The organism is Bradyrhizobium oropedii, from assembly GCF_020889685.1.
GTDB lineage: Bacteria > Pseudomonadota > Alphaproteobacteria > Rhizobiales > Xanthobacteraceae > Bradyrhizobium > Bradyrhizobium oropedii.
The window spans coordinates 1-21473 of record NZ_JACMYO010000148.1 but is presented as its reverse complement, the minus strand read 5'-3'; the positions used below and the strand labels follow the sequence as shown (position 1 = coordinate 21473).

21 protein-coding genes are annotated in these 21473 nt (G+C 64.4%); 8 read left to right on the top strand and 13 right to left on the bottom strand.

The window, feature by feature from the left end:
- Positions 1-198 precede the first annotated feature (198 nt).
- Together H8A95_RS31540 and H8A95_RS31535 are read left to right on the top strand one after the other, a co-directional pair.
- Complete coding sequence (locus H8A95_RS31540; protein WP_229186731.1) at positions 199-366, top strand: hypothetical protein; 168 nt, start codon at positions 199-201, stop codon at positions 364-366.
- Between the two features lie 213 nt (positions 367-579).
- Entirely contained in the window at positions 580-2043 is a 1464-nt protein-coding gene (locus H8A95_RS31535; RefSeq protein ID WP_229186730.1) for a catalase, read from the top strand.
- Positions 2044-2259: 216 nt separating this feature from the next.
- On the opposite strand, the gene H8A95_RS31530 is transcribed toward H8A95_RS31535, so the two are convergent.
- The 3 genes from H8A95_RS31530 to H8A95_RS31520 all read right to left on the bottom strand — a co-directional run bounded on the left by H8A95_RS31530 (position 2260) and on the right by H8A95_RS31520 (position 6615).
- Positions 2260-4599, bottom strand: coding sequence for a Tex family protein (locus H8A95_RS31530; RefSeq protein ID WP_229186729.1), 2340 nt, complete (start codon positions 4597-4599; stop codon positions 2260-2262).
- Between the two features lie 118 nt (positions 4600-4717).
- The gene (locus H8A95_RS31525) at positions 4718-5572 is read right to left on the bottom strand and encodes an amidohydrolase family protein (protein WP_229186728.1); all 855 of its coding nucleotides are present in this window, start codon (positions 5570-5572) and stop codon (positions 4718-4720) included.
- On the bottom strand, positions 5569-6615 hold the full coding sequence (locus H8A95_RS31520; protein WP_229186727.1) for an aldo/keto reductase: 1047 nt from the start codon (positions 6613-6615) through the stop codon (positions 5569-5571). The genes H8A95_RS31525 and H8A95_RS31520 overlap by 4 nt, the downstream gene beginning before the upstream one ends.
- Before the next feature lie 471 nt (positions 6616-7086).
- On the opposite strand from H8A95_RS31520, the gene H8A95_RS31515 reads away from it, so the two are divergent.
- Together H8A95_RS31515 and H8A95_RS31510 are read left to right on the top strand one after the other, a co-directional pair.
- The gene (locus H8A95_RS31515) at positions 7087-7395 is read left to right on the top strand and encodes a hypothetical protein (protein WP_229186726.1); all 309 of its coding nucleotides are present in this window, start codon (positions 7087-7089) and stop codon (positions 7393-7395) included.
- 164 nt (positions 7396-7559) lie between these two features.
- A complete protein-coding gene (locus tag H8A95_RS31510; protein ID WP_229186725.1) occupies positions 7560-8105 on the top strand; it encodes a hypothetical protein in 546 nt (181 codons plus the stop codon).
- Between the two features lie 5 nt (positions 8106-8110).
- Here H8A95_RS31510 and H8A95_RS31505 read toward each other — a convergent pair whose 3' ends face one another.
- Positions 8111-8425 carry a monooxygenase gene (locus H8A95_RS31505; protein WP_229186724.1) on the bottom strand — a complete coding sequence of 105 codons (315 nt, stop codon included), beginning with the start codon at positions 8423-8425 and terminating at the stop codon, positions 8111-8113.
- On the opposite strand from H8A95_RS31505, the gene H8A95_RS31500 reads away from it, so the two are divergent.
- Positions 8409-9086, top strand: coding sequence for a TetR/AcrR family transcriptional regulator (locus tag H8A95_RS31500; protein ID WP_229186723.1), 678 nt, complete (start codon positions 8409-8411; stop codon positions 9084-9086). The two genes, H8A95_RS31505 and H8A95_RS31500, sit on opposite strands and share 17 nt — an antisense overlap.
- A 38-nt stretch (positions 9087-9124) precedes the next feature.
- On the opposite strand, the gene H8A95_RS31495 is transcribed toward H8A95_RS31500, so the two are convergent.
- The 8 genes from H8A95_RS31495 to H8A95_RS31460 form a co-directional block, all read right to left on the bottom strand.
- A complete protein-coding gene (locus H8A95_RS31495) occupies positions 9125-9964 on the bottom strand; it encodes a class I SAM-dependent methyltransferase (protein WP_229186722.1) in 840 nt (279 codons plus the stop codon).
- Positions 9965-10043: 79 nt separating this feature from the next.
- On the bottom strand, positions 10044-10901 hold the full coding sequence (locus H8A95_RS31490; protein ID WP_229186721.1) for an alpha/beta fold hydrolase: 858 nt from the start codon (positions 10899-10901) through the stop codon (positions 10044-10046).
- An 84-nt stretch (positions 10902-10985) separates the two neighbouring features.
- A complete protein-coding gene (locus H8A95_RS31485; RefSeq protein ID WP_229186720.1) occupies positions 10986-12023 on the bottom strand; it encodes a hypothetical protein in 1038 nt (345 codons plus the stop codon).
- A gap of 244 nt (positions 12024-12267) precedes the next feature.
- A complete protein-coding gene (locus H8A95_RS31480; protein ID WP_163151582.1) occupies positions 12268-13386 on the bottom strand; it encodes a branched-chain amino acid ABC transporter substrate-binding protein in 1119 nt (372 codons plus the stop codon).
- A gap of 255 nt (positions 13387-13641) precedes the next feature.
- Positions 13642-14193 carry a hypothetical protein gene (locus H8A95_RS31475; RefSeq protein ID WP_229186719.1) on the bottom strand — a complete coding sequence of 184 codons (552 nt, stop codon included), beginning with the start codon at positions 14191-14193 and terminating at the stop codon, positions 13642-13644.
- Entirely contained in the window at positions 14162-15376 is a 1215-nt protein-coding gene (locus H8A95_RS31470; RefSeq protein WP_229186718.1) for an acyl-CoA dehydrogenase family protein, read from the bottom strand. Before H8A95_RS31470 ends, H8A95_RS31475 begins: the two co-directional genes overlap by 32 nt.
- 167 nt (positions 15377-15543) lie before the next feature.
- The gene (locus H8A95_RS31465) at positions 15544-16563 is read right to left on the bottom strand and encodes a DUF4424 domain-containing protein (protein WP_229186717.1); all 1020 of its coding nucleotides are present in this window, start codon (positions 16561-16563) and stop codon (positions 15544-15546) included.
- A 36-nt stretch (positions 16564-16599) separates the two neighbouring features.
- The gene (locus tag H8A95_RS31460) at positions 16600-17040 is read right to left on the bottom strand and encodes a hypothetical protein (RefSeq protein ID WP_229186716.1); all 441 of its coding nucleotides are present in this window, start codon (positions 17038-17040) and stop codon (positions 16600-16602) included.
- Between the two features lie 409 nt (positions 17041-17449).
- On the opposite strand from H8A95_RS31460, the gene H8A95_RS31455 reads away from it, so the two are divergent.
- Positions 17450-17698, top strand: a complete 249-nt coding sequence (locus H8A95_RS31455) for a hypothetical protein (RefSeq protein WP_229186715.1) — start codon at positions 17450-17452, stop codon at positions 17696-17698.
- A gap of 35 nt (positions 17699-17733) precedes the next feature.
- Here H8A95_RS31455 and H8A95_RS31450 read toward each other — a convergent pair whose 3' ends face one another.
- Complete coding sequence (locus tag H8A95_RS31450) at positions 17734-18708, bottom strand: AraC family transcriptional regulator (protein ID WP_229186714.1); 975 nt, start codon at positions 18706-18708, stop codon at positions 17734-17736.
- A gap of 393 nt (positions 18709-19101) precedes the next feature.
- On the opposite strand from H8A95_RS31450, the gene paaG reads away from it, so the two are divergent.
- Together paaG and paaZ are read left to right on the top strand one after the other, a co-directional pair.
- Positions 19102-19899 (top strand): 2-(1,2-epoxy-1,2-dihydrophenyl)acetyl-CoA isomerase PaaG, encoded by a 798-nt coding sequence (gene paaG / locus H8A95_RS31445; RefSeq protein WP_229186713.1) that lies wholly within the window; start codon positions 19102-19104, stop codon positions 19897-19899.
- Positions 19900-20015: 116 nt separating this feature from the next.
- Positions 20016-21473: phenylacetic acid degradation bifunctional protein PaaZ (paaZ, locus tag H8A95_RS31440; protein ID WP_229186732.1), on the top strand; the 1458-nt coding region annotated here is incomplete at its 3' end.

Here is a 21473-nt window from a genome sequence, read left to right as displayed (position 1 = left end):
CGAAGCCACCGCCGTGGCCGCCACCGAAGCCACCACCGCCACCGTGTCCGCCACCGCCGCCGCCTCTGGCGAGGGCTGCGGGTGCAAGCGCGACGCTGACTGCGAGCGTCGCCGCCGTGAGACACGTGAGAAGCCTGTTCTTCATGAAATCCTCCCTGATTGGGACCGCGGCAAAACCTCGTATCGCCGCACGCGAGCATGATCAGAAGACGCAAGCGGACCGCCGACTTCAACTTACAAATGCGCCAGATTCTGACGCAGGATTTAGGATTGGCGAACGAGCGCGGCCATGCGGCAATCACCATGATCGGAGCCAGGATTTCGTTGGCCGAGATCGACGGAAATTTGGCCGGAATCAGCGGATAGCGCTCGTTGAAGCGATCCGCCCGGTTTCTTAATCGTGAAGCTCTCGAGGAATGACGGCGTCCTGGAGAGATCGCAGATCCGGTTCACAATTTGTCGATCAAAGGGTCTCCCCTCCTCGCCGGCCGTAACCCAACCACGATGCAATCGCCTTTCACCCGGCTTCGGGGCCGGCGCCGGGAAGGCGAAGTGCCGACCTTCAGCAAGGAGCTTTCGATGAGCGACGAGATCAAAAGACCGTTTCTGACCCACGCCTCCGGCGCACCTGTTGCCGATAATGTGAACATCCTGACGGCGGGGCCGCGCGGGCCGGCGCTGGTGCAGGACGTCTGGCTGATCGAGAAGCTGGCGCACTTTCATCGCGAAGTGATCCCCGAGCGACGCATGCACGCCAAGGGCGCGGGCGCGCACGGCACCTTCACCGTCACCCACGACATCACGCGCTACACCAAGGCCAGCATCTTTTCCGCGATCGGCAAGCAGACGCCGATGTTCGCGCGGTTCTCGACGGTTGCCGGCGAACGCGGCGCAGCCGATGCCGAGCGTGACATCCGCGGCTTCGCGCTGAAATTCTATACCGATGAAGGCAATTGGGACGTGGTGGGTAACAACACGCCGGTGTTCTTCTTCCGCGATCCCTTGCGCTTCATCGACCTCAACCACGCAATCAAGCGCCATCCGCGCACGGGCGTGCGAGACCCCGACATGAACTGGGATTTCTGGACGCTGCTGCCAGAAGCGTTGCACCAGGTCACCATCGTCATGAGCGAGCGCGGCATTCCGAAGAGTTTCCGTCACCAGCACGGCTTCGGCAGCCACGCCTACAGCATGGTCAACGCGAGCAATGAGCGCGTCTGGGTGAAATTCCATTTCCGCACCCAGCAAGGCGTCCAGAACCTGGCCGATGCGGAGGCCGAGGCCGTGGTCGGCAAGGACCGCGAGAGCCACCAGCGCGACCTGTTCAACAGCATCGAGCGCGGCGACTTCCCGCGCTGGACGCTGTTCATCCAGGTGATGACGGACGCGCAGGCCAGGGCATTCCCGTTCAACCCGTTCGATCTTACCAAAGTGTGGCCGAAGGCGGATTATCCGCTGATCGAGGTCGGCCATTTCGAGCTCAATCGCAACCCGGAGAACTTCTTCGCCGAGGTCGAGCAGGCAGCGTTCACGCCGGCGAATGTCGTGCCCGGCATCGGCTATTCGCCGGACAAGATGCTGCAGGCCCGGCTGTTCTCATATGGCGACGCGCAGCGTTACCGGCTCGGCGTCAACCACCACCAGATCCCGGTCAACGCGCCGAAATGTCCCTTCCACAGCTACCACCGCGACGGCGCGATGCGCACCGACGGCAACCTGGGCTCGACGCTGACCTACTGGCCGAACAGCCATGGCGAGTGGACCGACCAGCCGCAGCTGAACGAGCCGCCGCTGGAGTTGTCAGGCGCGGCCGCGCATTGGGATCATCGCGTGGATGACGATCACTGGCAGCAGCCCGGCGATCTGTTCCGCAAGATGAATACTGCGCAAAAGCAGGCGCTGTTCGACAACACCGCCCGCCAGGTCGGCCAGGCATCGAAGCACACCCAGGAACGGCACGTCGCGAATTGCACCAAGGCCGATCCGGCCTATGGCAAGGGCGTCGCGGAGTCACTGGTCAGGTTTGCTGAAGGAAGGGTGTAGAAGCGGAGGCAAGGGCCGCTCGACGATCGCGTCGCGATTGGCACCAAACATTCGGTGTCGTCCCTGCGAAAGCAGGGACCCATAGCCACCGAAGGACGTTGTTACGCGACGTTGGGCCACAGCTTTGTTCGACAATCCGCTCCTGCGGTTATGGGTCCCTGCTTTCGCAGGGACGACGGCTGATATGCTGCGCCACGGCTCGACCCGTCGCTGCACCTAGGTCGGCTTGCCGCGGCCGCTCTTCTCGGCCGCGCGGCGCAGTGCCTCCGCGAGCGCGCCGCCGCCGGACTGCTCCTGCGGGCGGCGCGGGGCCGACGACGTCATCTTGGCCGAACCACGTGAGAAATCGCGCGACGGACCCGCATTGTCCTTCTTCGGACCGATCTCATCGTCAAGCCGCAGGGTCAGCGCGATGCGCTTGCGTGCGACCTCGACGTCCAGGACCTTGACCTTGACGATGTCGCCGGGCTTCACGACCTCGCGCGGATCCTTGATGAAGTTCCGCGACATTGCCGAGATGTGCACCAGCCCATCCTGATGCACGCCGATGTCGACGAAGGCGCCGAAGGCCGCAACGTTGGTCACGGTACCCTCGAGGATCATGCCCTTCTTGAGATCCTTGACCTCCTCGACGCCCTCCTTGAACACCGCCGCCTTGAACGCCGGGCGCGGGTCGCGGCCGGGCTTTTCCAGCTCGCGCAGAATGTCGGTGACCGTGGGCAGGCCGAACGTGTCGTCGACGAAGGTTTGCGGCCTCAGCCCGCGCACCATGTCGGCGTTGCCGATCAACGCCTTGATGTCGCTCTTGGTCGCCTCGAGGATACGGCGCACCACCGGATAGGCTTCCGGATGCACGCCGGACGAATCGAGCGGATCCTCGCCATTGCTGATGCGCAGGAAGCCGGCGCACTGCTCGAACGCCTTCGGCCCGAGCCGCGGCACCTCCTTGAGCGCCTTGCGCGACTTGAACGGGCCGTTCGCATCGCGGTGCTGCACGATGCTTTGCGCCAGTCCCTGGCCGATGCCCGACACCCGCGAGAGCAGCGGCACCGAAGCGGTATTGGCATCGACGCCGACCGCGTTCACGCAGTCTTCCACCACGGCATCGAGCGAGCGCGCCAGCTTGGCCTCGCCGAGATCGTGCTGGTATTGGCCGACACCGATCGCCTTCGGATCGATCTTGACGAGCTCGGCCAGCGGATCCTGCAGGCGCCGCGCAATCGAGACCGCGCCGCGAATGGTGACGTCGAGGTCAGGCAATTCGTTCGAGGCGAAGGCGGAGGCCGAATAAACCGACGCGCCGGCTTCGGAGACGACGATCTTGGTCATCTTGCGCTCGGGCAGCCGCTTGACGAGCTCAGCCGCGAGCTTGTCGGTCTCGCGCGAGGCGGTGCCGTTGCCGATCGCGATCAGCTCGACCCCGTGCTCGATCGCGAGCTTGCCCAGAATGGCGAGTGCCTCGTCCCAGCGCCGCTGCGGCTCGTGCGGGAAGATTGCGGTGTGCGCCACCACCTTGCCTGTCGCATCGATCACCGCGACCTTGACGCCGGTGCGATAGCCGGGGTCGAGCCCCATTGTGGCACGCGGGCCGGCCGGCGCTGCGAGCAACAGATCGCGCAAATTCGAGGCGAACACCCGCACGGCCTCGGTCTCGGCCGCGGCCCACAACCGCATCCGCAGATCGATGTTGAGGTGGATCTGGATCTTGGTGCGCCAGGCCCAGCGCACCGTCTCGGTCAACCACTTGTCGCCCTTGCGGCCCTGGTTGGAGATCGCAAAGCGGTTCATGATCCTGAGCTCATAGAGACCGGGCACGCCGACGGCCGGCGCCTCGGCCTCGGGCTTGATCGCGAGGTCGAGGATCTCCTCCTTCTCGCCGCGGAACAGCGCCAGGATGCGGTGCGACGGCAGCTTCGGCAGCGGCTCGGAGAAATCGAAATAGTCCTTGAACTTCTCGCCTTCGGTCTTCTTGCCGGTGCGAACCGTCGAGCCCATGATGCCGTTCGACCACATCTCCTCGCGCAGCGCGCCGATCAGGTCGGCATCCTCGGCGAAGCGCTCAACCAGGATCGCGCGTGCGCCGTCCAGCGCGGCGGCGACGTCAGCGACCTGCTTCTCGGCATTGACGAACGGAGAAGCGGCCTCGTTCGGATCGTTTTGCGGCTGCGTCAACAGCTGATCGGCAAGCGGTTCGAGCCCGGCCTCCTTGGCGATCTCGGCCTTGGTGCGGCGCTTCGGCTTGTACGGCAGATAGATGTCCTCGAGCCGGCCTTTGCTGTCGGCCGCCATGATCTGGGCTTCGAGCGCGGCATCGAGCTTGCCCTGCTCGCGGATCGAATTGAGCACCGCGGTGCGGCGCTCCTCGAGCTCCCGCAGATAGGTCAGCCGCTCTTCCAGCGTGCGCAGCTGCGCGTCATCCAGCGCGCCGGTGAGCTCCTTGCGGTATCGCGCGATAAACGGCACCGTGGCGCCGCCGTCAAGCAGCGTCACCGCCGCCTCGACCTGCTCGTCGCGAACCCCCAGCTCCTGCGCAATCTGATGATGAATCTTTGCCACGCCTGTCTCTCTGATCGCGTTGCACCGCCGGACCTGGACAGTGCGGACGCCGCTTATGAACCATCCCGGATTGATTCATCAAGGCGCGCTGTGGATCAAATGAGGCGCCGCCTGCAATCTATTTCCGGGATGTCGGCCACCCGCGACTTGACAAATAGACCCGCGCCGCATTGCCGCCGAAAATCGCAGCTCTTGCCTCACTTGACAAATCAGCCAGCAAGGCCTCCGCCGCCGCGAACCAGTGCGCATAGCCGCCGGCGAGATTGACGACGGGCCAGTCGCTGCCCCACAGCATCCGCTCCGGCCCGAAGCATGCCAGCGCGTGATCGACGACCTCGCGCAAATCCTTGACCTGCCAGTTCGGCGCCGCTTCGGTCGCCAGGCCCGATAATTTGCAGACCACGTTGGACCGTGCGGCCAGGCTCGCGATGTCGTCCTTCCAGGCCGCGATGTCGCCGGTCGCGAGGTGCGGCTTGCCGAAATGGTCAAGCACGAATTGCAGATCCGGATGCCGATCGACCACCTGGACGAGCCGTGGCAGATGCCGCGGCAGCACCAGCGCGTCGAACACAAGATCATGCCGCGCCATGGCCTCGAGCGGCGCCGCCAGCTCCGGCCGCAGCAGCCAGTCGTCATCGGCGATGTCCTGCAGCATCGGCCGCAGGCCGACCAGCAGCTCGCACCCGGCGATCGCATCGATCCGCGCCGCGGCATCGCCGGCATCGAACTCGATCCAGCCGACCACACCGCGCACCTGCTCGGCGCTTTTGGCGACGTCAAGCAAGAATGCCGTCTCGGCTTCGGTCGGCGCGGCCTGCACCAGGATTGTGCCTTCGATCCCGGTTGCGGCGAGATGCGGCGCCAGATCGGCCAGGCCGAAGTCGCGATAGATCGGCCCGCGCTCCGGCGTCAGCCAACCGTAATCCGCGCGCGCCAAGGTCCAGACATGGTGATGGGCATCGATCCGCATCATGCCGGCACCGGCGCATGCTGGTCGAGCAACCCCTCGGCTTTCAAATCGCGCCATAGCGCGGCGGGCACGGGTGATGACAGGGCGGCGACGTTGCGCTCGACCTCCTGCGGGGTCTGCGCGCCGAGCACGAGGCTCGCGACTGCCGGATGGCCCAGCGCGAAATGCAGCGCGGCGGTCGGCAGCGCTACGCCGCGGGCGTGGCAGACGCGCTCGATCGCGGCGACCTTCTGCATCACGTCAGGCGGCGCGTCCTTGTAATTGTACTTGGCGCCGGCAACCGCGCCGGTCGCCAGGATACCGGAATTGAACACGCCGCCGAGCATCATGCCGATGCCTTGCTTCTCCGCGAGGGGCAGGAATTCAGCCAGCGCCGGCTGCTCCAGCAGCGAGTAGCGGCCAGCGAGCAGCATGGTGTCGAACGTGCCTGCCCTGGCGAAGCGCACGCACATCTCGGCCTCGTTGACGCCGATGCCGATGCCCTTGACCACACCCTGGGAACGCAGATTGTCGAGCGCGACATAGGCGCCCTCCATCGCCTCGCGAAACCGCGCCTCGATGGCGTCAGCACCATGGGTCCAGACGTCGACGTCGTGGATCAGGAGCAAGTCGATGCGATCGGTGCCGAGGCGCAGCAGCGACTGCTCGACCGAGCGCATGGTGCCGTCATAGGAATAATCGACCACCGCACGGTGCGGCTGCCCGCCGGCGAAATTGGAGCCGTCACCGCGGCCGTGAAACGGGTCCATCCAGCGCCCGACCTTGGTGCAGACGACGACGTCATCGCGCGTCACGCGGCGCAGCGCCGTGCCGCTGCGGTGCTCGGCGAGACCATGGCCGTAGAGCGGAGAGGAATCCAGCAGGTTGACGCCCAGCGCAAACGCCCGCTCCGCCGCAGCGATCGCGGCGGTGTCGTCGAGCCGCGCAAAGAGATCGCCGAGCGGCGCCGTGCCGAAACCGAGAATGGAAACATCGAGCCCGGTGCGGCCGAGCCTGCGGCGCGGCAGTGCGGGGGAACCGGGATTGGAGGACTGCTGTTGGATCATTTTGGCCTTCCGCCATACGTTTCTTGTTAGCCCCTCTGACGAGACTAGCGTCGTTGACGGAGATCGTGAAGGGACCTTCGGCCGCCAACGATGCGGTAAGACTTTCTCATCGCACCCATGCCTTATCCTCAAAAATGCGATCGGCAACTTCACGTTGCTTATCGGCAGAAAATGGGCTATGGGAGCGCTCCGTAGTTTCAATACGGGAGGCGACGATGTTCAGGTCAGTGCGCTTCCCGGGTTCGCCGCGCGATATTTGACGCGCGTCCCGGGATTGGATCCCGGGTGAAATCCTGACACCCACAGCTAATCGAATTTGCCTCGGACCTCCGGCTCCGCACTTGCGGAACTATTGTCATGACATCGACACTCCTGATGGCCTCTCGTCGGGAGGCCACACGCTCCGCGCTGCTCGAACGTCAGCTGCGGAGATATCATCCGCATGTTCAGGGAAAGGTTCGCGCGCTGGCCATGCGGCACACCCGCGCGGCGGACCTTGCCGTGAGCTTTCCTGCGCTTCTCTTTGCGCTGGCGGTCCCGCGCGTCGGGGTCGCTTCTGCGTCCGCACTCGCATGTGTGATCGACGGCCGCTCTCTCGCGGGCGCGGCCGCTGCGGCGGGTGTTGCGCTCTGGTTGCGCAAATTGCCGCCGGAAGCATTCACGAGCCCGATCACGCGGCTACCCGATGACGAGCTGCTTCGCCGGCAGATCGCCAACCATCTGCCCCAATCGCCGAAGCTCGCGCCGGTCTTGGCTGAAATCAGTAGCTGCGGTTGCTGAGCTTGCACATGGGCCCGCCGCGGTCTGGATCGCGCGCGAACTGGTCCGGGCGCCGCCGCGTGCCGATCCCGCGCGATTGCGGCTGCTCGGCCTGTGGGCATGGTTCTCGACGCAGCCGGCGACGTTGGGGCACACGCTGATCGACCGGAGATGGACACCCAGGCATGCAGATCGGCTCGGCGCTCGCGGCCGCCGACACATGGCGCAGCATGATCGCGCTGCATGTCAGCCTCGGCCCGCAGCCGATCGCGGATATGTGGCTGCAGCCGGGCCGCGTTGACGGCTACGACTTCATGCCGCTGACTTCAACCGCGGATATCTCGGAGGAGGCGGAGGCCATGCAGAATTGCCTCCGCAACTATGGCCCCTATCTCGCACACAACCGCTCGCGTCTTTGGAGCATCAGGCGGTGCGGTCAACGCGTCGCCACCCTTAGGGTTGCGGCTCGGTTCGACGATCCACTGCCTGCTATCGCCGAGCTCAATGGCGTCAGGAACACCGTTGCGCCGCGCGAAGTCTGGTGGGCTGCGCGACAGTGGCTGCATGCGCACGACCTGTTGCGGATCGAGATGGCGCAACGCAAATGGGGCACGGCTCCTCTCGACCACCCGACCTGGCGCGCGATCTGGCGGCCATACTGGCTCGCCAAGCGGCGGATTCCCGAATGGCTGCCGTTCGCTCCGTCGCGCAAGGCACTCGATGCGTTGTGACGCTGTTACTGTTCGGAAAGAACCTGCTCGGCGACGTTGTCGACCACGACAGGACTCTCGAAATAGGCCACCGTCGGATCGGCGCCATATTTCTCCCGGGCACGGGCGCGCCATGCGTCGGTGTACAGCGCTTCCGCATCCTGCCTCGAGTTCCAGAAATAGACACCGCCGGCCGTCATCCCGTCCTCGGAAATCAGATAGGTCTTCCGAAACAGCCCCGACACGCCGCGATAGAGCGGCGCCGTGCTCAGAAAGATGCTGCGCGCTTCCTCGCGAGTGATCGGCTTCGGCAATCTGAACGTCGTGACGGCGGTAATCATCCTGACCTCCTGTGGCATCATCCTTGACACGATTGTCAATGTTGACGATGATGTCAAGAATGAACAGGTGGAGCGAACCGAGATGGTAGGTGTGCGTCAGTTTGATGAGGATGAGGTGGTGGCAACCGCGCTCGACGTGTTCTGGCGCAAGGGCCTGCACGACGCGACCATGCAGGACCTCGCCGCCGCGACCGGCGTCCAGCGCGGCAGCCTTTACAACGCCTATGGCGACAAGGAAGCGATCTTCCTGCGCGCCTTCGATCGATATGCCGAGCAATTCCTCGAAGCGGCCGGCAACGCGCTGGCGCAGGGCGATGCGGCGAGCGGGCTCAAGAACTTCTTCGACATGATCATCGTCAACATGACCGACGGTTCGCCGCCGCGCGGCTGCCTGACCACCCGTACGGCGCTCGACGCGGCCATCTCAAGCACGGATGTGCGGCAGCGCGTGCAAGGCGTGCTCACCCGGCTCGAACAGCTGATCGGCAAGGCCATCAGCGGGGCCCCGGGCAAGCGGAGCGTTACCGATGCGAACCGGCTGGCCCGCGTCATCGTGACGTTTACGCGAGGGTTGGCCGTGATGGAGCGCGCCGGCTACAGCCGCAAGCAATTGAGGGAGTCCGCCACGACGTTCATCGAGGCGGTCGTGGGCAACGCCTGAGGCGCCGTTGCGCTGTCGCGGACGCGACGGAAGGCGGTTCAGCCTGGCGGCTTGCGCGACCATGCGCCGACGAAGGTCGGGAGTGCAAAGACGCCCTGCAGGGCGACCACTTCCGCGCGCAAGCGTTCGGCAAAGCTGTCCGGTGCCAGATCCGCTTCGGTCGCGACGCCGAGCTTGACAATATGCGGCAGATTGCTGCGCAAGCCGCTCGCCATGTAGTCGTAGCCGTCGAAATCCGCTCCACCTCCCGCCGGCGCGAACAGGCTCATGCGCGGCGCGGGAAGCCCGGACGCGACGAAGGCGCCGTGCAGCGACAATCCCATCCGGTTGTTCAGCCCCGCCCTTGCGAACATCTCCTTCACATAGCCCCACGCCTGCGACAGCAGCGGCGACGGCGGAATGGCGATCGGCCCCTCGCCCCAGTCGAGATCCTGGAACGCGACGATGCCACCAGGCTTGACGTGCCCAAGCAATTGCCGAAGCAGCGCGGCTGGGTCCTTCACATAAATCAGCACGAGCCGGCCGATGACCGCATCGAAATCACGCTCCAGCGCGATCGTGTTGATGTCGCCGGCCCGAAACGCGACCTGGTTCAGGCCGAGCGAACGCGCCGTGCTTGCGGCTTCTTCGACGATGGCGGGGTTGCTATCGACGCCGACGACCGCGCCGCTCTCGCCGACAAGACCTGCGGCGATAAAGGAGACGTTGCCGGCTCCGCTTCCGATGTCGAGCACTTTCATGCCCGGCGAAAGTCCGGCTTCTTTCAGGAGCTGCCATGTCGACGCGTCGTAGAGCTCCGACTGTCGCCTGAGCCTGTCGGTCTCCGCGGTCGAGCGACCCATCACGTAGTTCGGATCGTAGCCGGACGTCTCTTGCATGGGCGTACCCGTCTTCGGTTCATGAATGTGAGGTGCCGGATTGCCGGACGTCGTCACGGCATCGTTGTCGGGCCCGTGCTCACTTCGACCGCAGGCTCAACAAGAAAGCTTCCAGATCCGCCGCGAAGCGTTGCGCGAACGCGATGGCGCGGTGGGGTGAATGGCCGCACCCTTCATAGCGAACGATGTCGGCACGCGGATTGCCGTGTGCGAAGCGCGACTCGTGGCCTTCCAGCAAGGCCGCGCCAGAGCCGGGATCGGCCTGAATAATCTTGACCGGGCACAAGAATTCCCGCTCCGTCGGAATCGCCGCAAGAACTGAGCCCGCAACGTCTCCGTCCGCCCAGCATCGCCCGTCTTGCCGCTGCAGCGCAGACGCATGACTGAGCAGATGGCGAGAGCCGAAATGATCGCTACCGATTCCACCCATCGGCGTTGGAGAGTCCGAAACGAACGCAAGGTATGTCCCCAGCGGCGCGTGCGCCTGCTGCCATGCGGCCTGACGCGCGCTGACGATCGCAAACAGTTTTGGGAATGCCGATTTCTCCCACTCTCCCGGCTGCCCGAGAAACCAAGGCGGATCTTCGAGGAAAGCTGCACGCACGCTGGCGTCACCGCACTGCGCCAGCACACCGGCAACGCAGCCGCCGAGAGAATGCCCGACAATCACCGCCGGGCGCCCGATTGCGGCCAACGCCGTCTGCGCGTCCGAAACATAGTCGGCGAGAGCGTAGCTTGCAGCCCGGTCCGAGTGGCCGTGTCCCCGGAAATCAAGGGTCCAGACCCTGTAACGATCCCTGAGCCGATCGCCGATTTCCTGCCATGTGTCCCGGCTCAGCGACAGGCCGTGCAGAAACAGGATCGGTTCACCGTCCGTTGGGCCACCAACGGACGCAGCAAGCCTGATGCCATCATTGTCGAGCGATAGATCGGTCACCGAACATCTCCGTTGTGAAATACGATCAGCACCAGGCACCGGCCTGCTGAATTGCAGCTCGGCATGACCCGCCGTCCGCCGGTTTCAGCGTCCGATCTGCTTGAACTTGTCTGTGAGGCCATCGAGATAGCCAACCCAGGTCGAATTGATCGGCTGGTTCTCGATCAGCGCGTGAAAGCGGATCATCATACAGATCAAGAACAGCGGCTGGATGAACGCCGCGCGCACCGTCACCGCCAGCAGGGCCGCGATGAAGACCGTGACCAAGGCGCCATACTCCCTGACAGCGTCCGGCAACCAGACCGTCACCACGCCCGCGGGCACCAGCAGCAGCAGGCACAGCAGGATACTCAGGACCCGCTCCACGATGACCATCCAGACCGACGTCGTCAGGATCGGCTTGGCGTTCTGGCAATAATAGACCAGGCCGTCCTGGATGTTGCGCCTGGGATCATCGCCGCCGCGCGCCAGATCGTAGGACAGCACCACCTTGTCCAGATAGCGCGTCGCGGCCGACAAGATGGTGTTGAGCAGACCGACGATCGCCTTCATGCCGGGCGCCGGCAGCCATTCGCCAAGCGTATCGAGCGCATTATGAAACGCACGGAGCACGGCGCGGATCAGCGCATTGAGCCCGAACAGGACCGCGACCTCGCCGAACCGGTTCATCACGATCCGGCGGCCGTAGGCGAACTGCCCTTCGGTGCCGTTGCCGATGCGGCCGTGCGTGATCAGCTCGGTCAGCACCGCGACATGGCCGCACGCGATCATGTGAAGGGTGTAGCGCAGGATGGCGCCCCAGATCCAACCACCGAGCAGCAGGATGCCGAGCAGCCAGCAATAGCCGAACACGCTGGCGACGTGAGTGCCGAGCCACACTGCGCCGCCCACGGCGACAATGGCCCAGACCACGCAGGCCGCGGCAAAACCCAGCAACACGCCCCATCGCGCCAGCGCGTAAGGCAGGGTCTCGAGCAACAGCTTCAGCGCGGTGCCGAGACCGTGATCGCGCACCAGCAACGGATAGGAATGCGACGGTCCTTGCGACGGCCCGTTGCCGCGCCATTCGGCTGAACCGCCGCCACCCCGACCGCCGTTATTGGTCAGACTCAGGTCAGACATCTGCTGCTCTCTTCCATTATCGGGATTGATTGCCGGATCGGTTCAACGCGACGGCCCTCAACGCGGATTCCCGGCTCGGCCGTCTTCCCGCTTTGCCGGCAATCGGCGCCGGCAGGCGGATCGCCGCACTGCCAGGCGTCACAGCGCCAACACCTCGGGGCTGGCAGAGGGTTGGTCCGTTGGCGCTGTGAGCCGGCGCAGCCGCGACATCGAACAGGGGAGCGCCGATGTCGCGGCCCAGCGATCAATGACCAGCCGGCAGCTCGGCGTAGTTGCCGTCCTTGTCGCGGCGGTACACGACGTAGTCGATCAGGGTGATGTCACCCTTCGGCGTGTAGCTGATGTTGCCGAGCACGGTGTCCCAGCTGCCGGCCTTGATGGCGGCGGCGACCTTCTTGGCATCCGTGGTCTTGGCACGGGTGACGGCCTGGCTCCAGATCTGGAAGGCCGCATAGCTGTAGAGCGTGTAACCGTCGGGATCGATGCCCTTGTCCTTGAACTTCTTCAAGGTCGCGGCCGCGGTGACCTTCTTGCGCGGATCGGGCGAGAAGGTGAACAGCGAACCCTCGGCAAGCGGACCCGCGATCGCCGCGAACTGCTTGTCGACCAAAGCGTCGCCGCCCATCAGCACGGCATTGACGCCCTGCTCGCGCATCTGGCGCAGGATCAACGCGGCTTCGGCGTAGTAGCCACCGACATAAACGAAATCGATCGACTCCTTCTTGAAGCGGGACACCAGCGCGGCAAAATCCTTGTCGCCCTTGGTGTAGGCTTCATAGAGCTTCTCTTTCACGCCCGCGGCATTGATGGCGTTCTTGGTTTCGTCGGCGAGGCCTTTGCCGTAGGTCGTCTTGTCGTGGATGATCGCGACGTTCTTGGTCTTGTAGTTCTTGATGATATAGGCCGCTGCGACCATACCCTGCTGGTCATCCCGGCCGCAGACGCGGAATGTGTTCCACAGCCCGCGCTCGGTGAACAGCGGGTTGGTCGAGCCCGGCGTGATCTCCAGCACATTGCCCTCGGCGTAGGCGTCCGAGGCGGGAATCGAGGTCGACGAGCAGAAGTGCCCAACGACGAACGGGATCTTCGCACCGGCCATCTTCTCGGCGACCGACACGGCCTGCTTCGGATCGCAGGCGTCGTCGCCGACTTCCAGCTTGAGCTTCTTGCCGAGCACACCGCCCGCCGCGTTGATGTCGGCAATCGCGAGATCGGCGCCGTTCTTGAACTGCTGGCCGAAGCTCGCCTCCGAGCCGGTCATCGGCCCGACCACGGCAACACTGACATCCTGTGCCATGGCAGCACTGGACAGCGCCAGGCTTGTGCCGAGCGCAAGAAAATATCCTCGAAGTGCAAACGTCATCACATTCTCCTCGATGGTCTTAAGTCGCCTCAATGCATCGCAATCGACTCATATCGCCGGCTGCGACGATCACCGGGGGCTGCCTTTTATCCGCGCGGTAGCCGGCAGGCTCGGACTGAGGCGACGGGGGATTGGACATATGCGACATCGTGCAACAATGTGAAACACGTTGCCGTGCATTGGTTTGTGGAATCGTCAGCGGGTGCGATCGGAGACGACCTTGTGTGCGCGACAGCACATAGCTGATGTATTCGATCACGGCCGCACCAGCGGCTCGGGCTGTGCCGGCTTGACGTCCGCTCCGACCGGTGCGGCCGCCTCGACGGCACCTTTCAACTCGATCTCGTAGTAACCGCCGACCTTGATCGCGCCCCATTGCGTCGAGACCGCGAGACTTATTCTTTGTCGCGCCGGCAAATCGGCGCCGGTGTGTCGGTGAGCGACGCCGCCCTGAGACAGGACTTCGATACGGGACAGCCGAGCGCCGTCCGCGTTCCAGAAATCGAAGTTGAGATGCTGCGGCAATGGACGGCCGAATACGCCCATCTCCTTGAAAGCGAGCTCGACATCGACATGGCCCGGCCCCGCCATGAATGTGTAGTAGTGTCCGCGGACGTCATTGGTGATATTGGCACGATTGACGCCAAGGCCAAGCACCGTCGGACGACGAGGATCGGTGGACTGTGCCGGTGCTCGGCCGGCCAACGCGCCCGTCCAGAGACGCAGGCAGAGCGCCGGCTTCACGACCATCACGAGGACGCAGGCGATCGGCCGTTCAATGAACGGGAGATACGGAACGCGCTTCATTGCGGTCGTCCGAGAACAGCAAAGGCGTCGACCGCATGTCCGCGCCGAGATACGCCTCACCGGCCATTTGATAGTTGGCCGATGCCAAAGCGAGGTGCTGGACGGCAGCATGGACGTCGCGCATGCAGCGTTCGAGCCCGCAACTCACGTCGACCGAGGCCGAGCCGCCGGCACCGAACATCAGCTCGGTCGCCTGCTTGGCGGTGTTCGCCGCATGGGTCGATGCCAGCCACAGCGTGGCGCGCTCGGCAACGCTGAGCACCTTGCCGGCACTGACGGCCTGCCACGCCTCTCCCAGCGTGCCGTAAAGGAAAGCCCGTCCTGAGCCAAGCAAGGCCTCGGCACGCCCGAGATCAGCCTGGACCAGCGTATCCTCACGGAGCAGCTTGCGCGAGCGCGATGCGACCCTTCGTCCGACAAGCTCGACCAGAATGTCGATCGCATGGCGGGCGACGCCGAGCGGCACGGCGGCGAGCGCCGCCCCGAACAACGCAATGGTCGGAAACGCATAGAGCGGCCCCTGCTCCACCGGCGGCTCGCGAAACGAAAGCGACCGCGCGGATGGCACGAAAGCATCCGCGATCGCATAGTCATGGCTGCCCGTGCCGCGCAGCCCGACACTGTGCCAGGTGTCGAGGATCTCGCACTGCGCAGTCGGAAACAGCATGAAGCGCAGCACCGGGGTGCCATCGGGACGCAATCGCGGTTGATCCCCGTCGAAGATCCGGCAATTGCCGATCATCCAACCGGAATGCTGACAACCGCTTCCGAGCGGCCAGCGGCCCGTGACGCGATAACCACCATCGACGACCCCGGCGGTGCCAAACGGCCGCAAGGCGCCCGCGGTTCGAACCAGCGGATCGCTACCGTAGATATCGCGCGCGGCGTCCTTCCCGAGATAACCGCCGAACACGCCATAGGCGCCACCGATGGCCATACACCAGCCTGCGGCACCGTCGGCACGCGCGATCTCCTCGACCACCCGGACGAGGGTCATCGGGTCGGCCTCCTCGCCGCCGAATGCGCGCGGAATCCAGAGCCGGAACAGCCCTGCTTGTGCCATCGCTTCGATCAGCGGGACAGGCAGCCGCCGCGACCGCTCGCTCTCCTGCACGGATCCCTGAACCTGCGGCGCGAGCGCAGCCGCAGCATCGACGAACGATGAAGTGGTGGTGTCAGTCATTGGTGGCCTCGCTGTGTCGCTATCTGTGAATCCCCCGCGCAGCGTGATTCCGCGGGGGCCGCCTTTTAGGCGTCTCAACGATGCGAGGCTCGGACGGATGTGACGGGGAATAGGACGTACGCGACATCACGCAGCCATTTTCGCAATCATTGCATTTCCTGCCCGCGCTAGTTCGGGTTCGGAACAAAGATGACTATCTTCAAGTCTCGCGACGGCTTGAAGTTGGTATGCCGAACTTCGAAGCGCGTCGGGCCGGTCTTCTTGACGCCATCGGCGCAGAAGCTGACGAAGTTGTTGGGCTCGCCCTTGTCGATGGTGAGGTGAAATTCGCCGATCGGCGCCGCCCAGTTGGCGCCGGTCGAGAGCACATAGGCAATCGACCGTTCACTGAACGGCGGATAGGGAGCGCGCCTCGTCGCGCGCGCCCGCTCGATGCTGCGGATCAGGTCATCGTCGATGCAATAGGATGCGAGAAACGCCGGCGCTTCCGGATTGCTGCGCCAGTTGTCGGCGCCCATGATCGTCTGCACGGAGCCGCCGACGCTCGGACGATAGGTCTGCTCAAACGTGATCTCGCGGCCCGCGGGAAAGGTCTGCGTCCAGGTATAGGCCGAACGCAACGTCCAGGTCGGCACCAGATGATCCTGCATCGGGCCGCCCGACCCGTAGGTCTCGATGGCGCCGACGCCGAGCTTGACGAGCTCCGGCCAGTTCGACTTCGGCAGCTTGTCGAGCAGCTCGCCCGCGGGGCCCCTGATCGGCATCAGCGGAATTCCGAGCTTCCGCAGCAGCGCCGTCTGATCTACGTCATTCGCCAGCGCCGTCTGCTCGAGATGCGGCACGGCCGCCTTGCCGTCGACGGTGACGTGGAAGTCAAAGATGTTTTCGGGATCGTTGGTCGGGAGCCCTATGTTTTCGTCAACTTCCTTGCCGTCGATGTCGGGCATCGGGAACGCGATCATGATGGTCTTGTCGGCGGCCGAGGTGTTGAAAAAGCGATAGACGATCCGGACCTGCTTCTCGGAGATGAACAGATCCTCGGAGCGCATCACGATGTCGGGATCCTGCTTGAAACGGAGGCCCCCGGTTTCCAGCGCAGCGGACGTGTCATTCGCCCGCGCGCACCAGGGCATCAGCCCGGCAAGCAGAACTAGAAAAGCCCCTTTGGCGATCGGAGGCATGGTCATTCCTTCTCTCTTGATTGGAGGCCAAACTCGCGGCAGTCAGTCGCATCCGTCCTTGACCGGGAAGAAATCGGAGACGTCGACGTGCGTCGTCTCGATCGGCAGCACGACCCAACTGTCCATCTCGAGATGACCGCAAAGCTTTACGACAGCGATCGATTTCCGGCCCTGCCAGGCCGTCACTGTGAATCCGATCGGGACAGCACTGCGCTCGAAAACATGCAGCTTGGCAATACCGGCGGCAGGGCCGGCCGCAAGCGAGATCGTGATTTCTCCGGCGCCGGTGCCACCAGGCAGGATTGGCGATTGCCGCGGTGGCCCAAACGAGAGCTCGCTCCCGGCCGAGACCGCGACGGTCTGTTGGAACCCGTTCTCGATCCTGAGCACAGGTTTCGCGCCCGCGGCCTCAGTGGCGATCGGCGCTATTCCCGCCAGAAGGCAGAGAAACACTGGTGCTGATCGATCGAACGAAACCGGCATGAGCGCAATCCTTCCTGAATGAGTGCGCGCAGAGCCGAGCAGGTTCGCCGCGTCGCGATCTTTCTCCGACGCCAATATCGATGCACGCGCACGTGCGCCGTCGCTGCGAACGATATTGAATGGCAAGTACTCTTCCTGTCGCGAGCAGACGGACGCTGCATTTTATGTGCTTCGCGGATATGCGGCGCGGACCGATGCGACACTGATTTGGACATATGCGACATCGATCCACGACATGAACCGAATTTGTCGCCGCATGTTGCATCGCTGTCCGGCGGCAAGGTTGTATGCCGACCGGCCGCCCGCTAATGATCACTCGCCTCGGACGCTGCCGCATCGTCGGCAACCTTCATGAAGATGGACATGCGGCATGCGCGGATCATACCGGCGGATATCCCGATCGCTCCTGTTGATTGGCGCGGCACTGATCGTGACAGCCGCTGCGACATCAGCGCTCGAAAGCACGATCCGCTGGGATGCGAAGAACGCCTACCTCAAATGCGACGGTGCGATCGACGGCAGCATCACCTGGCCTGCCGAACCGGAGGCCGCGTGCGTCGCCATGTTGATGTGCGCGAATGAGCGATCTTTGTCGGCAGACCGTCAGCAGCGGCTGATCGAACAGATCCGGCGGGTGCCCGGATGCGGCGAGCCGTAGGCCACACATCGCGCGACCGCGCGACCAGGGGCCGCTCAGGAACGCCGCGGCACCGCGCGGATATCCGATGGCGTCGCGCCGTAGTGCCGGCGGAAGGTACGGTTGAAGTAGGAAAGATCACCAAACCCGACTTCGAACGCAATCGTGCCGATGGTGCTGCGGCTGTGGCGCGGATCGGTCAGCAAATGATGCGCGCGCGCCAGCCGTTGGCCGAGCACGAATTCCGAGAATGTCGAGCCGACGCCCTCGAACAGCCGCTGGATATGGCGCGGCGTGAGCTTCAGCCGCGCCGCGACCGCGGGCAGTGTGAGGTCGCCATAGCTCAGATTCTCACTGATGTCGGCCTTGACCGCGGCAAGCCGCGCGGCCGCCAGCCCGCCATCCTCCGCGGCAACCACCGCGTCGCGATTGGCGCCGATGATCAGCGCGCCGAGATCGGTCAGATGCTTGACGACCGCGTTCCGCAGCTCGGGAGTCGAAAGCTGATAGCTGTCGTCGAGTTCCCTGATGTAAAGCGCAAGCAGCCGCATCGCTTCGGTGTTCGCCGGCAACGGGCGGATCAGCATGTCTTCGGGATCGTGAACCAGCGATGCGAGCGCCTTGCGCGGCAACCGGAGGCCGACGAAGCGGCTCGGCGACACCGGGACCACCATGTTGCCGGCTTCCGCGCTCGACTGCAGCACGGCTTGACCCGGGCTAAGCTCGATGTCGCGGCCACGCTGTGACGCGCGCACGTTGCCGCTCGTGATGATCGTCAGCACGAGGTCGTCATTACCGTCGAGCAGTTCGCGCGGCCGCGCGATCTTGAGATTGCTGCACGCCCAGGATCCGATCCCGAGCCCCGACAGTTCGCGCACACTCGCTTCGGCATGGAACGCGCCGTCGTCGAGCGGTTCCGGATCGAGCTTCACGATCATCCGCCCGATCTGCTCGCGGAAGATCGGCAAGCGGTCTCGCGCGCCGAAGTGCGCGGTCGAGAATCGGAATCCGGCCATATCGCCTGACTGCATTGTCATCGGCTCGCCCTCATGGCGGCGGAAGTCGCCCGTCATATAAGGCCGATTTGTGGCAGTACACACCGATCATGGTGGCCATGCAGTGCGGCTGCGAACGTGAACCTTTCGCGGGTTCCGCCGATACCTCGATCTGACAACTGTCAAGCGTCGCGCATAAGCATCGCAAATACGTGGTCTGGTGCAGCGAGCGAAATTGCTTCGATCTTGATGTGTGTTTGTCGCGCCCGAATTTGCGATCGGGACTAGAATTGTCCTCGCTCCGATCAGCCCGAAGACGCCGCCGACACTGCCGCATGGATAATTATAATTGACTGACCGGACGGTCAATAGTAATCCGATTGCAGGTCATGCGACCTTCGCTCATAGAAGGCGCAACGGGAGGTCATCATGGTCAGCGATCTGGTGTTGACCGATATCCGCGCCGGATATCGCGTCCTGACGCTCAACAGGCCCGACCGCCTGAATTCCTTCAGTGCCGATCTGCACGCCGCATTGATGGCCGCGCTGATCGCGGCGGAGCAGGACAAGTCCTGCCGCGCGCTGATCCTGACCGGAGCTGGGCGCGGATTCTGTGCCGGGCAGGATCTTTCCGACGGCGTCTTCACGCCGGGCGAAACGCCCGATCTCTCGGCGCCGATCGAAAAATACTACAATCCGCTGGTGCGCAAGCTGCGCAGCATTCCGATGCCGGTCGTGTGCGCCGTCAACGGCGTGGCCGCAGGCGCCGGCGCGAACGTCGCCCTGGCTTGCGATATCGTGATCGCCGCGCGGTCGGCCAAATTCATCCAGGCCTTTGCCAAGCTCGGCCTCGTCCCGGATTCCGGCGGCACATGGTTCTTGCCGCGGCTCGTCGGCGGGGCACGGGCCCGCGCCCTGGCGATGCTCGCCGAGCCGATCTCGGCGGAACGGGCGGAAGCATGGGGCATGATCTGGAAGGTGGTCGAGGATTCCGATCTGATGACCGAAGCCCACGCCCTCGCCGCCTCGCTCGCGACGCAGCCGACCGATGGTCTTGCGTTGATCAAGCAGGCACTGGATGCCTCCGAGACCAACACGCTCGACACGCAACTCGAGCTCGAGCGTGACCTGCAGGGCCGCGCAGGCCGGTCGGCGGACTACGCCGAAGGCGTCACCGCGTTCCTCGAAAAGCGCTCGCCACGCCTTGTCGGACGAGCTCAGGATTGAACGTTCTGATTGAACGTTCAGCCGGCACGGCAATACGCAACATAGATCACAGGTCAAAGGATTCAATTTCGATGACACAGCCTCAATCCGGCGGCGCGCAGACCGCGGACACAGTCATGAAACTCGACAGCTTCGTCCGCGGGAGGTGGAGTGGCGTCGGCGAGCCTGCGGCCGAGATACACAGTGCGGTGACCGGCGACGTCGTGGCGCTCACGACCAGGAGCGATCTCGACATGCGCGAGATCCTCGCCTACGGCCGCACCGTCGGCGGCCAGAATCTCCGAAAACTGTCGTTCCACCAGCGCGCGGGCCTGCTGAAGACGCTGGCCGACACTCTGAGCCAGCACAAGGACCGGCTCTACAAACTGTCATTCCATGCGGGAGCAACCCGCACCGATGCGATGATCGACGTCGATGGCGGCATCGGCACGTTGTTCGCCTATGCCAGCAAGGGCCGCCGCGAGCTTCCGAACACCAAATTCCTGCTGGACGGCAATGTCGAGGGGCTATCCAAGGGCGGCGCGTTCGCCGGTCAGCACATCGTCACGCCGTTGCACGGCGTCGGCGTGCACATCAACGCGTTCAACTTTCCGTGCTGGGGCATGCTGGAGAAGCTGGCGCCCGCGCTGCTCGCCGGCGTTCCCGTCGTCACCAAGCCTGCGACGGTCACATCCTATGTCGCCTACGAACTGGTGCGGATCATCACCGAATCCGGCGTGCTGCCGGAAGGCGTCCTGCAATTCATTGTCGGCTCGACTGGCGATCTGTTCGACCATCTCACCTGCCAGGACGTGGTGTCCTTTACGGGCTCGGCCGACACCTCGCAAGAGCTGCAACGGCATCCGGTCATCGCCCGCGAAGCTGTCCGGTTTATCGCCGAGCGGGATTCGCTCAACGCGGCGATCCTCGCACCGGACGCCGTGCCGGGAAGCCCGGAGTTCGACCTCTTCATCAAGGAGGTCGCGAAGGAGATGACGGTCAAGGCGGGCCAGAAATGCACCGCGATCCGCCGCGCGCTGGCGCCATCGGCGCAACTCGATGCCGTCATCACGGCGCTGCACGACCGTCTCGCGAAGGTCACGATCGGCAATCCTGCGAACGACAAGGTCAGGATGGGGCCGCTGGTGGGCCTCGCCCAGCGCAGCGACGTGCTCGCGCATGTGGCGCGGCTTCGCACCGAGGCTGAACTCGTGGCCGGCGATCCCGACAACGTCCCGCTCGTCGATGCCGACGTCAAGCGCGGTGCCTTCGTGCCGCCGCTGCTGCTGCACTGTGCGAAACCGCTCGCCGCAACCGCGGTCCACGAGATCGAGGCGTTCGGGCCGGTCTGCACCGTGATGGGCTATGACGATCTGGACCAGGCTATCGCACTGACCAATCGCGGTGGCGGCAGCCTCGTGGCATCGCTCTACACTCACCACATCCCGACCGCGACCGAACTCGCCTTCGGCATCGGCAGTTTTCACGGCCGTGTCGCGATCATCGATCGCGATTGCGCGACCGAGCACACCGGGCACGGCTCGCCGATGCCGCAGATGGTTCATGGCGGCCCGGGCCGCGCCGGCGGCGGCGAG